The organism is Methylosinus sp. Sm6, from assembly GCF_019802345.1.
GTDB lineage: Bacteria > Pseudomonadota > Alphaproteobacteria > Rhizobiales > Beijerinckiaceae > Methylosinus.
The window spans coordinates 1-14,477 of sequence record NZ_JAINDZ010000037.1; the positions used below are offsets into that span (position 1 = coordinate 1).

The 14,477-nt window shown below is 67.6% G+C and carries 13 protein-coding genes and 1 pseudogene; 10 read left to right on the forward strand and 4 right to left on the reverse strand.

The genetic code is table 11. The features are described 5' to 3' along the window. The 7 genes and pseudogenes from K3F48_RS19335 to K3F48_RS19365 all read left to right on the forward strand — a co-directional run. A pseudogene (locus tag K3F48_RS19335) lies at positions 1 to 751 on the forward strand (hypothetical protein); the annotation flags it as partial. Positions 752 to 864: 113 nt separating this feature from the next. Then, positions 865 to 1,419: a 16S rRNA (guanine(966)-N(2))-methyltransferase RsmD gene (gene rsmD / locus K3F48_RS19340; protein WP_222577082.1), complete on the forward strand. Its 555-nt coding sequence runs from the start codon at positions 865 to 867 to the stop codon at positions 1,417 to 1,419. Between the two features lie 359 nt (positions 1,420 to 1,778). Continuing rightward, a complete protein-coding gene (locus K3F48_RS19345; protein WP_222577083.1) occupies positions 1,779 to 2,210 on the forward strand; it encodes a hypothetical protein in 432 nt (143 codons plus the stop codon). 313 nt (positions 2,211 to 2,523) lie between these two features. After that, entirely contained in the window at positions 2,524 to 3,621 is a 1,098-nt protein-coding gene (ychF, locus tag K3F48_RS19350; protein ID WP_222577084.1) for a redox-regulated ATPase YchF, read from the forward strand. Between the two features lie 359 nt (positions 3,622 to 3,980). Then, positions 3,981 to 4,781 (forward strand): hypothetical protein, encoded by an 801-nt coding sequence (locus tag K3F48_RS19355; protein ID WP_222577085.1) that lies wholly within the window; start codon positions 3,981 to 3,983, stop codon positions 4,779 to 4,781. Next, positions 4,778 to 5,878 (forward strand): GSCFA domain-containing protein, encoded by a 1,101-nt coding sequence (locus K3F48_RS19360; RefSeq protein ID WP_222577086.1) that lies wholly within the window; start codon positions 4,778 to 4,780, stop codon positions 5,876 to 5,878. The genes K3F48_RS19355 and K3F48_RS19360 overlap by 4 nt, the downstream gene beginning before the upstream one ends. 89 nt (positions 5,879 to 5,967) lie before the next feature. Then, complete coding sequence (locus tag K3F48_RS19365; protein WP_222577087.1) at positions 5,968 to 6,657, forward strand: sulfate transporter family protein; 690 nt, start codon at positions 5,968 to 5,970, stop codon at positions 6,655 to 6,657. 43 nt (positions 6,658 to 6,700) lie between these two features. Here K3F48_RS19365 and K3F48_RS19370 read toward each other — a convergent pair whose 3' ends face one another. The 3 genes from K3F48_RS19370 to K3F48_RS19380 form a co-directional block, all read right to left on the reverse strand. Then, the gene (locus K3F48_RS19370; protein WP_222577088.1) at positions 6,701 to 7,252 is read right to left on the reverse strand and encodes a GNAT family N-acetyltransferase; all 552 of its coding nucleotides are present in this window, start codon (positions 7,250 to 7,252) and stop codon (positions 6,701 to 6,703) included. 16 nt (positions 7,253 to 7,268) lie between these two features. Further along, entirely contained in the window at positions 7,269 to 8,273 is a 1,005-nt protein-coding gene (locus tag K3F48_RS19375; protein ID WP_222577089.1) for a complex I NDUFA9 subunit family protein, read from the reverse strand. Positions 8,274 to 8,409: 136 nt separating this feature from the next. After that, positions 8,410 to 9,597, reverse strand: coding sequence for a deoxyguanosinetriphosphate triphosphohydrolase (locus K3F48_RS19380; protein WP_222577090.1), 1,188 nt, complete (start codon positions 9,595 to 9,597; stop codon positions 8,410 to 8,412). 113 nt (positions 9,598 to 9,710) lie between these two features. Between K3F48_RS19380 and erpA the strand changes: the two genes are divergently transcribed. The 3 genes from erpA (at position 9,711) to K3F48_RS19395 (ending at position 12,604) form a co-directional block, all read left to right on the forward strand. Beyond that, positions 9,711 to 10,055: an iron-sulfur cluster insertion protein ErpA gene (erpA, locus tag K3F48_RS19385; protein ID WP_222577091.1), complete on the forward strand. Its 345-nt coding sequence runs from the start codon at positions 9,711 to 9,713 to the stop codon at positions 10,053 to 10,055. Positions 10,056 to 10,305: 250 nt separating this feature from the next. After that, on the forward strand, positions 10,306 to 11,205 hold the full coding sequence (locus K3F48_RS19390; RefSeq protein WP_222577092.1) for a PfkB family carbohydrate kinase: 900 nt from the start codon (positions 10,306 to 10,308) through the stop codon (positions 11,203 to 11,205). Positions 11,206 to 11,476: 271 nt separating this feature from the next. Further along, on the forward strand, positions 11,477 to 12,604 hold the full coding sequence (locus K3F48_RS19395; protein WP_222577093.1) for a Ppx/GppA phosphatase family protein: 1,128 nt from the start codon (positions 11,477 to 11,479) through the stop codon (positions 12,602 to 12,604). An 8-nt stretch (positions 12,605 to 12,612) separates the two neighbouring features. Here the strand turns inward: K3F48_RS19395 and K3F48_RS19400 are convergent, their stop codons facing one another. After that, positions 12,613 to 14,283: a porin gene (locus K3F48_RS19400; RefSeq protein WP_222577094.1), complete on the reverse strand. Its 1,671-nt coding sequence runs from the start codon at positions 14,281 to 14,283 to the stop codon at positions 12,613 to 12,615. Positions 14,284 to 14,477: the final 194 nt, after the last annotated feature.

Sequence of the window (14,477 nt, forward strand, 5' to 3'; positions counted from 1 at the left end):
GGCGCGGGCAGGCGCCGAGGAGCGCCGCGGGCCGCGCGGCGCCGGAGCGCGGCAGGAGATGCGGCCCCGCCGGCCGCGGCCGGAAGGCGAGGCTGCGCGCCCGCGTCGGAGCGAGCGGCCATCCGGTCCCCGCTCCGAAGGGCGCGAGACATTCGAGCGGCGCGGCCGCGAGGATTTGCGGCGCGAGGACGAGCGCGCGGCGCGACCTCGCCGCCCGCGTCCGGACGGCGAGGCCGCCAGACCGCGACGCGACTATTCGTCCGGTCCCCGCCCCGAGCGGCGTGAAAATGTCGAGCGCCGCCCCCGCGAGGATTTCCAGCGCGATAGCGAGCGCGCGGCGCGGCCGCGCCGCCCACGGCCGGACGGCGAGGCCGCCAGACCGCGCCGCGACTATTCGTCCGGTGCGCGCTCCGAGCGGCGCGAAAATGTCGAGCGCCGCGGACGCGAGGAGTTCCAGCGCGACGGCGAGCGCGCCGCACGGCCCCGCCGCCCGCGTCCGGAGGGCGATGCGCCCGCCAGGACGGGGTTCGCCAAGACGGGAGGCGCCAAGACGGGGTTCGCCAAGCCGCGCCGCGACGACCGCAAGGAGGCGCGGCCCCGCTCCGGCGAGCGCGAGGGCTTCGAGCGGCGCGGCCCACCGCGCGGCGGCAAGCCCGGAGGCGGCAAGCCTGGAGCCGGCAAGCCAGGCAACGGCAAGCCCCGCGGGGGCAGGCCGAGCGGCAGCCCGCGCAAGCCGCGCGGAGACAAGTAATGCTCGGGCAGGGTCTCGGATGCGCGGAGCCCCCTCCCCGGCCCTCCCCCGCAGCACGGGAGAGGGAGTGGATTCGGCTCTTCATCGGCATTGCGCGCGGGGGCGGCTAGGCGATGCGCATCGTTGCCGGCGCGCTGCGCGGCCGCGTGCTGAAGGCGCCGCACAGCCAGTCGATTCGCCCGACCTCGGACCGGCTGCGCGAATCGATCTTCGACATTCTCGCCCATGCCTATGGCGATCCGGTCCCCGGCGCCCGCGTCATCGACCTCTTCGCCGGCGCCGGCGGGCTCGGCCTCGAAGCCCTTTCGCGCGGCGCCGAGCGGGCCATGTTTGTGGACGACGGCGCCGAGGCGCGCGCGCTGTTGCGCGCCAATATCGAAGCGCTCGGCCTCGGCGGCGTCACCCGCATCTTCCGGCGCGACGCGACCAAGCTCGGCCTCGCGCCGCCGGGCGAGCGCTTCACCCTCGCCTTTCTCGATCCGCCCTATGGCCGCGGCCTCGCGCCTCGCGCATTGAGCGCGCTGCTCGCGGGCGGCTGGCTCGCCGAGGAGGCGCTGATCGTCGTCGAGGAGGCGGCCGAGGAGCCGCTGCCCCTGCCAGAAGGCGTCGCCGAAGCCGAGCGTCGTCGCTATGGCGACACACAGATCGTCTTCGCGCGCCGCGTCTGAGCGTAGACTTGCCTGTGATGCCCCGCGCCGTCCATACTGCGCCGCAGCGATTTTCTATACGACCGGGGACGCGCATGGTCTCCAAATGCGGAAATCGTCGACCGGCGTCCGAATTGCGCAGAGACTTTCAAGAACGGACGAACACCGTGCTACGCGAGCTTGTGAACAAATTTTCGGGCCGTCAACTCACGGCGATCATCTTGGCGGCGATCTTGGTCCCGGGCGCGGTCGGAGCCGCCGTGACTTTTCAATCGGTCGCGATCGTCGATCCTTTCACCAGAAAACAAGCGTGGGTCGATAGCAGTCGAAGACTATCCGTTTTCGACCCGATCGCGGGATATCGGAACAACCCTTTGAACATGGTCGAGATTTACGTAAGCAACAACATATCTAGATGCGAGACACGTTTTCAATACAAGGTTCCCGCAGGCAAAGCATTGATCATCACGGCCATCAGCGGATATGAGCAATATTATAATTTGTCCTATGCCGGAATTACTGTTTACGACGAAGCGAACTGTCAGGGCGCCGTGTTGACGAGTCATTTTTCCCCTGTGTCGAACTCGAGCCTGTATGCTCCGATCGCCATCGATCTCGGCGTCGGAATTCTCGTGAAGCCCGGCAAGACCGTTTCCGTCGCGTCGACATCCAACGTGGGCCTTACTTTCCTGCATGGCTATCTCGTGCCGGCCGCCGCTGCGCCGGCCGCCGGCCTCGCCGAGACCGAAAGTGAGCCCACGCCGATCACGGCGGACGAATTCGCGGCGAAGCTGAAGCGATACAAGCAGTGACGTGGACCGAGGGCGTCGAGCAAAACGGCGAGCGCAAGCGGAGAAGCGCGTGGGCCGGGCCGCGACAATGAGCTGGTTGGAGCTGGCCGCGCCGCCGCCGCGGCCGCGAGCCCTCGCGCCAGCAAGACTGAAGCGACAATCGGTGAACGAATTTCGACGAGCGTGACGCCGCCTCGGCTGGGCGCAGGCGCGCGGAGCCCCGGCCACCCGGACGCGGCCGACCTCACGGCCTGCCTCGCCCCCGCCCTTGCCTTTTTTCCCGCTCCCGCCCATACCGCGCCGCAGCGAGCTTTCTGCGAGGACTAAGGACGCCATGGGCTTCAAATGCGGAATCGTCGGCCTGCCCAATGTCGGCAAGTCGACCCTGTTCAACGCGCTGACGCAGACCGCGGCGGCGCAGGCGGCCAATTATCCCTTCTGCACGATCGAGCCCAATGTCGGCGAGGTCGCCGTGCCCGATCCGAGGCTCGACAAGCTGTGCGAGATCGCCGGCTCCAAGCAGATCATCCCGACGCGCCTCACCTTCGTCGACATCGCCGGCCTCGTGCGCGGCGCCTCCAAGGGCGAGGGGCTGGGCAATCAGTTCCTCGCCAATATTCGCGAATGCGACGCCGTCGCCCATGTGGTGCGCTGCTTCGAGGACGGCGACGTCACCCATGTCGAGGGCGGCGTCGATCCGATCCGCGACATCGAGACGATCGAGACCGAGCTGATGCTCGCCGATCTCGACAGCCTCGAAAAGCGGGTGATCCCGCTCGAGAAGAAGGCCAAGGGCGGCGACAAGGATTCGAAAGAGCTGCTCGATCTGATGCGGCGCTGCCTCGATCTCTTGCGCGAGGGCAAGCCGGCGCGCCTCGTCGAGATCAAGCCGGAGGAGCGCGGCGCGCTCGCCGGCCTCGGCCTGCTCTCGTCCAAGCCCGTGCTCTATGTCTGCAATGTCGAGGAGGGCGCGGCGGCGGCCGGCAATTCCTTCTCGGAAAAGGTCGCGGCGCGGGCGCGCGAGGAAGGCGCGGCGACGGTGGTCGTCTCGGCCAAGATCGAGAGCGAGATCGCCGTGCTGCCGGCCGAGGAGCAGACGGATTATCTCGAGGCGGTCGGCCTCGCCGAGCCCGGCCTCAACCGCGTCATCCGCGCCGGCTACGACCTCCTGCATCTCCTCACTTATTTCACCGTGGGGCCGAAGGAGGCGCGCGCCTGGACGATCGAGGCGGGCACGCGCGCGCCACAGGCGGCGGGCGTCATCCATACGGATTTCGAGAAGGGCTTCATCCGCGCCGAGACCATCGCTTTTGCCGATTATGTCGCGCTGCGCGGCGAGGCCGGCGCGCGCGAGGCGGGCAAGCTGCGGCTCGAGGGCAAGGATTATGTGGTCGCCGACGGCGACGTGCTGCATTTCCGGTTCAATACGTGACGCGGCCCGGCTGTCGTGAACCGAGGGCAATTGCACCACGGAAAAAATCCTCGACCCTCGTCCTGAGGAGCCGCCGCAGGCGGCGTCTCGAAGGACGGCCGCAGGGCGAATTCAAAGGTTTCTCCCCGTTGCCGTCCTTCGAGACGCCCGCTTCGAGAGTTCAGGACGAGGGTGATGGGTCTGCAGTCCTTCACCCGATCGCCCGCCATCGGAAACCAACATTTGATCTCGGGGCGCAGGCGGTCGTATGAATAGAATCGAGTGGCGTGACCGGTTCGTCAGTCTTCACCGCCGGCGGTGCGGCCCCGCATGGCGATAGGGCCGGAAAGGCTCGCGACAACAAAGGATCAAGCGTCGAGATGGTCGTCTACGCCCCGGACCGAGACCTCAAAGACACTGCCGCGGGAACCGCATCCATTCAGCCGGCGACGAAGGTGATCCTCGCGGGACATTCCCATTTGACCGCCTTGACTGTCAATCACGTGAAGAACCCGCCTGCGTTGCGTGCGCTGCGCCAGCACGGCAATCTGCACGTGCTGGAAGGAACCTGGCCGCGCGACCCCGCCTATTGGCGGGCGCTCGCCGACCACGCCGCCGGCGCCCATGTCGTGATCGTGTGGGGCGGCAATGAGCACAATGTCAGCTTTTTCTTCCAGGCCGCATTCGCTTTCGACTTCCTGTCCAACAAGGTGAAGCGGCTGGTCCCGAGCTTTCAAATCGTCTCGCAGAGCCGCATCAGGCGCCGCTTCAACGAGATCGATCTCTTTGAGCTCGACCGCGTGCTGCCGATTCTGAACGCGCGCATGCCGGCCTCGGTGACGCTGGTCGGCACGCCGCCGCCCAAGAAGGACACGGAGGCTCTGCGCAAGCTCTTGGAAAGAGAGCCCTATTTCTGCGATTGGGCGGCGCAGCTCGGCCAGAGCGTCGCCGAGATCAAGATCACCGAGCCGCACATCCGGCTCAAGATGTGGTTCCTGCTGCAGGATATGATCGCCGAGATCAGCGAGCGTTACGGCGCCCGCTTCATCCCGGTGCCGAGCGAGCTGCAGGACGAGGACGGCTATCTGCTGGAGCAATATTGGCACCCGGACGTCACTCACGCCAACGCCGCCTATGGGGCGATCGTTCTGCGCAAGGTGCTGGAGCAAGTCGCTCGGTGAAGAAGGGCGCGAGCCATCCCTATCTGACGCTGCCCGACACGGCGTTCTGGTCGAGGTCCGTCGCGCGGAGCTACGACGCCCGCGCGCTCGTCGACCCCGCAGCGCCGCTGCTGCGCGCCGACGACAAGATCATGTCGGCGGGAAGCTGCTTTGCCGCCAATATCATCCCTTTCTTCGAGAGCGCCGGCTTCCCATACGTCCGCACGGAATTCGTCGATGAAGCCGATCGCTATGGCTATCATCTCTATTCCGCCGCCTATGGGAACATCTACACGGCGCGCCAGCTGCGGCAGCTGCTGGAGCGGCTCGCGGGCTCGTTTCGCCCGATCGAGGACCGCTGGCGCATCGGCGAGGCGGTGATCGACCCGTTCCGCCCGGGCCTCCCCGATCCGGCCGGATCGGACGAGGAGTTCGACCTGATCCTCGATTCGCACCACGCGCGGTTTCGCGAGGCCATCCGGCGGGCGAGCCTCTTCATCTTCACCCTGGGGCTGACCGAGGCCTGGGTTTCCAAGGCGGATGGGGCGGTCTTTCCCGCCTGTCCGGGGACGATCGCCGGCGCTTTCGATCCCGAGCGCCACGCCTTCGTCAATTTCCGCAGCAGCGACATTCGCGACGATCTGCTCGAGAGCATGCAGCTGCTGAAACGATTCAATCCCGCCATTCGCATGATGGCGACCGTCTCGCCGGTCCCGCTGGTCGCGACCGCCTCCGGCGCCCATGTCCAGCGCGCGACCGCCTACAGCAAGGCGGCGCTGCGCGTGGCATGCGAGGAGGCGGCGCAATACTGGCCCGACCTCGTCTATTTCCCGGCCTATGAGATCGTGACGGGACCGCATTCGGCCGGCTTCTTCGAGGCCGATCTGCGCCAGGTGAGCCCCGCGGGCGTGCAGGCGGTGATGGATGTGCTGTTCCACCACAGCGAGACGCCCGCGAGCACGGCGGACGACCGCGCCAGGCGCGAGCAGATGCGCCGCGCCGGCGAGCTGTCGAAAGCGCTCTCGGAGCGCGAATGCGAGGAAATGGCCGCGGATCGCGCGCCTGAGCCTCCCCTCGAGGGGGAGGATCGGCCGGCGAAGCCGGACGGGGCGGGGTGACGCGAGGGGTGATCCGACCGACGCCGCGGGACTTGCGCCCGCGCCTTCGCCTTCCCATTTCGGCGACGGGTTCGCCGATCGGAGTTCTCATGCTGCAAGCCGCCATCGACGCCGCGCGCCAGATTCTCTCGCCGCCTTTCCGCAATGTGCTGTTCAAGAGCCTCGGCATGACCTTCGTGCTGCTGGCGCTCGCCTGGGTCGGGCTCGACAAGCTCACCCTCTCCTTCGTCAGCGTCGACAATGTCATCCTGCACACGGCGATCACCTTCGCGACCGGCGCCGGGCTGGTCGTCGGCCTCGCCTTTCTCATCGCGCCGATCTCGGTTCTGGTGGCGGGCCTGTTCCTCGACGATCTCGCCGAGATCGTCGAGAAGGAGATCGATCCCGCCGGCGAGCCCGGACGCCCGCTCCCGGCCGGTCAGGCCCTCGTGATGGCGCTGCGCTTCGCGCTGGTTTCGGCCGGCGTCAATTTCATCGCTCTGCTGCTGCTGCTCGTGCCCGGCATCAATGCGATCGTCTTTCTCGTCGCCAACGCCTTCCTGTTCGGCCGGGAATATTTCGCATTCGCCGCGACGCGCTACCGTTCGCTCGAGGAGGCGCGCGAATTGACACGCCGCCATGCGACCGCCTTGTTCCTCGCGGGGCTGCTCATCGCCGGCTTCGTGTCCGTGCCGGGGCTCAATCTGCTGACGCCGCTCTTCGGCGTCGCCTTCATGGTGCGCCTGCACAAGCGACTCGCGGCGGCTCCCGCGCCGCGACCTTTTGTGCGCGCGCCGTGAACGGCGTGCGTCGACGAATTTGAAGCCTCTCGAGAGCGAGCCTTCAGGCTCGCGCCAGATCGCCTGCATGGACTTCATAGAACAGGCACGGCTCCTCACGCCCTCGCGCGGGCGCAAACACCATCGCTTCGCCGACGCGCCGCATTCCGCACGCCTGCATGACTGCGAAGGAGGCCGTATTCTCGATCTGCGCGCCGGCGCGAATTCTGGCGAGATCGAGCCGCTCGAAGCCGGCGGCGAGCGCGACCGGCGCCAGCTCGCGCATGTAGCCTCGGCCTTGGAACGGCTCCGCCAGCCAATAGCCGAACGATCCCGAGGACGAATCGTCTTCGCGCTCGATCGTCGCCCATCCGAGCAGTTCGTCTGTGGCTATGTCGGCGATGGCAAAGCCGAGTCCATCGCCGGCGCGCGCGAGCGCCCGCCAATGCTCGATGCGCTCCGCGGCCATCGCCGGAGTGAACGGAAGCGGCCAGGACGCGAGCCAGCGACTCACCGCCGGCGTCATCCATCGCGAGGTCGCAACCGCGTCTCGCTGCGCCACGCAGCGCAGCCGCAGCCGATCTGTCTCGAGCGGCGGAAAGAGATCGTCGCCCATTCCAGTTCGCTCGCGGTCAGGCGAGGCGCTGCGCCTGATATTGGCCGGTCTTGCGATAGCGGTAGAGATAAGACGGGACGATCGCCTCGATCGCCGTCGGGGCGAGGCCGAGCCCCTCGAACGTCAGGCCGGTCGATTGCGCCTCGGCCGAGACGACATTGTCGTGGCGCAGCAGCTCGACCTGATCTCCCGTCATCGACAGCAGCTTCGGAAACAGGCCGAAGGACAATTTGCTGGCGAGGCCGGTGATCGCCGCCACCTTCCTGCCGGTCGCGAAGGAGAGCGGCAGGATGCGGCGATCGCGCTCCGTCACCTCGAGCACATATTGGACGATCTCACGGAAGCTCTTCACCTCCGGCCCGCCGAGCTCATAGGTCGCGCCGGCGGCGGCGCGGCCGTCGACCGCCAGCGCCACGGCGCGCGCCACATCGCCGACATAGACGGGCTGGAAGCGCGTCGCCTCGCCGACCACCGGGATCACCGGGAAATAGCGCGCCATAGTGGCGAAGCGGTTGAAGAAATCATCCTCGGGCCCGAACACGACCGACGGCCGCAGTATCACCGCGGCGGGAAAGGCTTCACGCGCCGCCGCCTCGCCCGCGGCCTTGGTGCGGGCGTAGACCGAGGTCGAATTGGCGTCGGCGCCGAGCGCCGAGATCTGCACGAAATGGGTCGCGCCCGCCGCCACCGCGGCCTCGGCGACCGCCTTGGCGCCCTCCGCATGAAGGGCCGAGAAGCTCTGCTTGCCGCCCTCGGCGAGAATGCCGACCAGATTGACGACCGCGTCGGCGCCCTTCACCGCCGCGGCGATCGAGGCCTTGTTGCGCAGATTGGCCTGGATCGGGAAAATCTGCCCGACCTTGCCCAGCGGCTGCAGATGGAAGGCGAGATCCGGCCGGCGGCAGGCGACGCGAATGCGCCAGCCGTCGCGGGCGAGCGCGCCCACGACATGGCGGCCGATGAAGCCGGACCCGCCGAACACCGTCACGAGCCGACCCGGCTCCAACACCTCTGCGCTCATTGCTGAAGCCCCTTGCCGATGACGCCCGGCTTCCCGAGCCGGCGCATCCTCAAAACCCATTGTCTCGCGCCGACGCCATAGCGCGAATTACGTGGAAATGGAATGGCGCGCCGGGCGTTTCGGTCATGCTCGCCCCTCACCCCAGCGCCACCTTCTCGCCGAACAGGCGGCGATATTCGCCGAGCGCGTAGCGGTCGGTCATGCCGGCGATGTAATCGGCGACATGGCGCGCCCGCGCTCCGTCCGCCCGCGCCAGCTCGGCCCATTCGGCCGGCATCCGCCCCGGATCGTCGAGATAGACCGGAAACAGCCGCGAGATCACCTGCTCGGCGCGCTCCCAGACGCCGACCACCTTCTCGTGGCGATACATGCGCGGGAACAGAAAGGCCTTGATCGAGCGGTCGGCCTCGGCCATCGGCGGCGAGAAGGCGACCATTGCGACGCCGGCTTGCCGCACATCCTCGACGCTCTGCGGCGCCGTCAGCGCCAGCCGCTTCTTCGATTGAACGATCACATCCTCGACGAAGCGGGTGATGACGCGCCGCCCCAGCTCGTGAATGACGCGCGCGCGCTCGATCTCGCCATAGACCGCGGCGATCTCCTCGAGCATCACGCCGATGAAGGGCACGGCGGCGATGTCCGCGAGCGAGAACAGGCCGGCGCGCAGGCCGTCGTCGATGTCATGGGCGTCGTAGGCGATGTCGTCGGCGATGGCCGCCGCCTGCGCCTCGGCGCCGGAGAAGCTGTCCAGCTCCAGCGGAAATCGCGCGTCGAACTCCGCCACATAGGCCGGCAGCGCCCGCGCCGCCTTCGGCCCCGCGAGCGGGCCATTGTGCTTGACCAGCCCTTCCAAGGTCTCGAAGGTGAGATCGAGCCCGTCATAGCGGGCGTAGCGGCGCTCCAGCAGGGTGACGACGCGCAGGGCCTGGGCGTTGTGGTCGAAGCCGCCGTGATCGGCCATGCAGCGCTGCAATGCGCGCTCGCCGGCGTGGCCGAAGGGCGTGTGGCCGAGATCATGCGCCAGCGCCACCGCCTCGGCCAGATCCTCGTCGAGCGCGAGCGCGCGCGCCAGCGCCCGCGCGATCTGCCCCACCTCGATCGTATGCGTCAGCCGCGTGCGGAAATGATCGCCGTCGAGCGGCACGAACACCTGGGTCTTGTGCGCGAGGCGGCGAAAGGCGGTCGAATGGATGATGCGATCGCGGTCGCGCTGGAACTCGCTGCGCGTCGGCGAGGCGTGCTCGGGATGGAGGCGGCCGCGCGACGTCGCCGGATCGCTGGCGTAGACGGCGCGGCGGGCGCCGGGAAGCTCCGAGGTCGCCATACGGCGGCTCCTGTCATTGCAAGGTCACGCGGGCGGCCATATGTTGCGTGAGATATCTCGGCCCGGCGGCGGCGCGCAAGGGTCCGAGCCTGCGAGCGGAAAGGCCGGCAAGAATGAATGTTGCGCAGACGATCGCGAAACCCGAGCTGAGCGAGCGGGCGGCTAAGCGCATCCTCGCGCTTCTCGCCAGCGAGGCGGAAGGCGCGGCGATGCGCGTCGGCGTCGGCGGCGGCGGCTGCTCCGGCTTCCAATACACCTATTCGGTCGAGCCCGCGCCTGGCGCCGATGATGTGACGATCGAGCGCGACGGCGCCAAGCTCGTGGTCGATCCGGTCTCGCTCGCCTATCTCGCCGGCGCGCGCATCGATTATGTGGAGGATCTGATGGGCCAGTCCTTCCGCATCGAAAATCCGAACGCGGCCTCCTCCTGCGGCTGCGGTGCGAGCTTCTCGCTCTGACCGGTTCGCTCGCATGCTCGCTGCGATCCGAAGCGTCCCCCTCCCTCACCCTCCCCCGCTTCGCGGACGAGGGAGCGGCCGGCGCCGCGCGAGCCGGCGACGGCGCGCCGTGGGCGCGCGCCCGCCTTCGCAACTGGAGCGCTATCCGATCCGAATGGATAGCATTCTTGAGTTTGAGCGAATTCTGATCGATCGAACGTTTCCGTTCGATCGGAAAGCGCTCTAGGTTTTTCGAACCGCGGAGCCTCGCTTGGACGCGCTCTTCATCGGCCATGCCTACATCGATGTGACCATGCGCACGCAGGTCGTGCCGCAAGCCGACCAGAAGGCTGTCGCCGAGGATTACGCCATCTCCTTCGGCGGCAATGCGGTGACGGCCGGCTTTGCCTGCGCCAAGCTCATCGGCAAGAGCGTCGATCTCGTCACCTCGCTCGCGCCCGACTGGCTCGGGCACATGTTCATGGACATGGCGGCGAGCTATGGCGTCCGCGTGCATCCGCGCCGCGTGCGGCGCTCCTCGCTCTCTTTCGTTCTGCCGAAGGACGGCAAGCGCGCCATCCTCCGCGCGCGCGACGCCGATTTCCTCGAGGATTTTCCGCGCGTCGATCCGACCGGGCTGCGCGTGCTGCATGTCGACGGCCATATGAGCGACGCCGCCATTCACTACGCGCGCGCCGCCCGCGAGCGCGGCGCTCTGGTCTCGCTCGACGGCGGCGCGCTGCGCCCGGGCATTCTGGAGCTCATCGACCATGTCGATGTGGCGGTGGTCGCCGAGCGCCTCTGCGAGCAGATGTCGCTCTCGGAGACCGCGATGCTCGCCTTCCTGCGCGAAAAAGGCTGCCGCATCGGCGGCGTCACCACCGGCGAGCACGGCATGCTCTGGTATGACGAGAGCGGCGAGATCTCGCGGCTTCCCGCTCTGCCCGTGCCGAAGGAGAAGGTCGTCGACACCTCGGGCGCCGGCGACGTGTTCCACGGCGCCTATGTCGCGTCTTTCATCGAGCGGCCGCAAGCGTCCTGGCGCGAGCATTTCCGCTTCGCCCGCGCCGCCTCCGCGTATAAGATCCAGCATCTCGGCAATGAGGCCGGGCTGCCGACGCATAATGATATTACGGCGACGCTCGCACTGTTTCCGCCGATCGATCAGTGATCTGCGTCGACGAATTTGAAGCCTCTCGAGAGCGAGCCTTTAAGGCTCGCGGTCCAGGGCCACGCTCGGACCACGAGCCTGACCCGGCGTCGCGCCGGGCGGCGCTATGCGCCCGATCTGAAGCTCTGCCATTGTCCCCGCCAGCCGGGAGACGTCTGTTCTGCATAAACCTGTTCTTGGCATTCCTGCCGTCCTTGCTATGCTCGTGAGTCGAGAATGGTGCGCGGCGAGCGGAACGCCCCTCGTCCAGCGCGGCCGGGCGGGAGGAGCGTTGAGAAAGCCGGAACATTGGAGCGGAACGGACGGCGGGCCGCGGCACGATCGTTTCGCCTCGGCGCGCGGCGCGCGCGTTCCGGCTTCGCACGGCGAAGAGGCCGCCAGCCCCGCGGCCGGACCTTGCGCGACAGAGGAGCGCGAGCCCGTCTACGCCGCTCTCGACCTCGGGACCAACAACTGCCGGCTGCTGATCGCCCGCCGCGAGCATCGCGCGCGACGCAAATCCGACATGCTCCGCGTCGTCGACGCCTTCTCGCGCATCGTGCGTCTCGGCGAGGGCATGGGCCGCGCTCGCCGCATCAGCGAGGAGGCGATCGAGCGCACGCTGTCGGCGCTCGAGGTCTGCAGCGACAAGATGAACGCGCGCGGCGTCACCCGCGCGCGGCTGGTCGCCACCCAGGCCTGCCGCGCGGCCGAAAATGGCGAAGACTTCGTGCGGCGGGTGCATGAGCGCACCGGCCTCGAGCTCGAGATCATCGACCGCGAGACGGAGGCGCGCTACGCCGCCCGCGGCTGCGGCTCGCTCGCCGATCCGCAGGCGGAGAGCGTGCTCCTGTTCGATATCGGCGGCGGCTCGACCGAATTGGTCTGGCTGGCGCGCGGGGGCGAGGCGAGCGCTTTCGAGCTGCGCCATTGGACCTCGCTCGAGCTCGGCGTCGTCTCTCTCGCCGAGCGCTATGGCGGCCGCAGCGTCAGCGAGGCGACCTTCGCGACGATGACGGCCCATACGCTGGAGGCGCTGGCGTCCTTCGCCGCGCTCACCGCGGCGGAGCGGCGCTGCCAGCGCTTTCATCTGCTCGGCACCTCCGGCACGGTGACGACGCTCGCCGGCGTCCATCTCGGCCTCGAGCGCTACGACCGCTGGCGCGTCGATGGATTATGGCTCTCCGACCAGGATGCGACGCGCGCCATCGAGCAGCTGCGCGGCATGGATTTCGACCAGCGCGCCGCCAATGGCTGCATCGGGCCGCAGCGCGCCGATCTCGTGCTCGCCGGCTGCGCCATCTTCGAGGCGATTCGCGGCATTTTCCCGGCCACGCGTACGCGCATCGCCGACCGCGGCCTGCGCGAGGGCATGCTGCTCGAGCTGATGGAGGAGGACGGCGCCGCGCCGCCGCGCTGAGAAGGGGGTCAGAAGGACCGCTGCAGGCGCAGCCGCCCCTCCACAGTGGCGTTGGAGCCCTTCCAGGAGGGCAGGCCGGCGTGCCAGAGCACGACGTCCGGCGCGAGCCCGACCGGCCGGCTGTGATGATTGTCGCGCAGATACATCAGCTCGCCGCCGAGATCGAAATTCTTGATCGGCGTCCAGACGAGATTGGAGCCGATGCGATATTCGGTGGTGTTCACGGCGCCGACGCCATTGCCGAAATCGGCGATGGCGGTCGGACTGTTGTAGAGCGCGAGAAAAGAGCCGTAGAAGCCCGAGGAGAGCGTCGGCGTCCAATAATGCTTGAATGCGGCGAGCACCGCCCAGCCGGTGGATTTGTCGCAATGGGCGGCGGCGGTCCAAATGCAGTCGAAGCTCGCAAACTCCCAGCCATTGCTGGCTTTGACGCCGCCATTGCCATAGCCATAGAAGGCGTTGCCGTTCACCGGCCCGCCGTTGAAGCTCAGATTATTGCCCATCAGATAGCCGACCGCGCCCTTCGCGAACGTCCCCTGAATCCATAATTTGTCGCCCTCGGGAAAATAGTCCGGAGCGAGCTTGTCGAGATTGAACTGCGTCCCGAGCTGGAACGCATAGCCGAAATCATTCTGGCTGGTGGCGGGAATGGCCGTGCCGAGCGGCGAGCCGGCGACCGGCGTCGCCACGGCGGCGTTGCGCGCGTAGATCGACGTGCGCAATTGGTGAGAGGCGGCCGAAATCTGCCAGGCGCCCCAGGGCCGGTCGACGCGCAGAGAGCCGACGATCTCGGGAATTTGCACGCCGTCCGGCACGCCGGTGAAGCGCGTGCCATAGGCGTTCGCGGCCGCCGCCGCGGTGGAGCCGGTGAGGCCATTGACCGCGGCCAGATAATTGAAATTGCCGACCGTCGAGCCGATGAAGCCGCGCCGCGAGACATTGTCCTCGAGAGCCATGCTCAGGCCGACGCCGTCGCGAAGCATATAAGTATAGGCCAGCGCGCCGACCGTGGCGTTGGAGCCGCGCAGCGCCTCCCAATTGATGTTGTCGGTGTAGAAATCGAAAAAGGACTGCGTGCGGCCGACCGTCAGACCGCCGAATTGCAGGAAGCCCTTGTTGAGGATCGTCGTCTCGCGCGCCGTCGACCGGAACACGGTGGCGTTCGCGAAATTGGAGCCGCCGAAATATTGCGAGCCGCTGAGCGAGCCGGTCGCCGCGCTGCTGTCCGAGCCGAACCAGGCCTCGAGCCTCAGGAAGGCGCGCATGGTCCCATATTCCGTCGGCGCGCGCGCATCCATTTCGACGCGGCCGACGCCGACGAAGCCGCTGTTGTCGCCGCTGCGGGCGTTGGCGTAGCCGAGATAGGGCACATGGCCGGGGAGGCCGAGCGCATTGGCGACGCCGCCGGTTCCGAAGGCGACCGGATTATCCGTCGCGATGATGTTGCGGGACATGCGATAGGAGGTGCTCCACGTCCGCCATTCGCCGACCACGGCGCCGCCGATGCGCAGGCAGGTGTTGGTGCCGGGAATGTAGAAATAGGCCGATCCATATTGATCGCAGATGCGCATATATTCGATCGGCGCGGCCTGGCGCTTGGGCAGATCGGCCGCGACCGCGGCCTCGCCGAAGCAGGCCGCGAGCCCGCCCAGCCCGAACAGCTTAAGTAATTCCCTCATGCGCTTTCGTCTGCAATACAAGATGAAAAGATACGCAGAACTACAGAAAGCGGATGCGATAAGCGTCCGCGAGCGCAGACATTATTCAATTCATAGGCGATTCGGCCGAGATTGTGGAGCCTCGTCCCTCAACGCCCCAGGGAATCGGATGAAGGACTAGACCCCCATCACCCTCGTCCTGAGGAGCCTGCGAA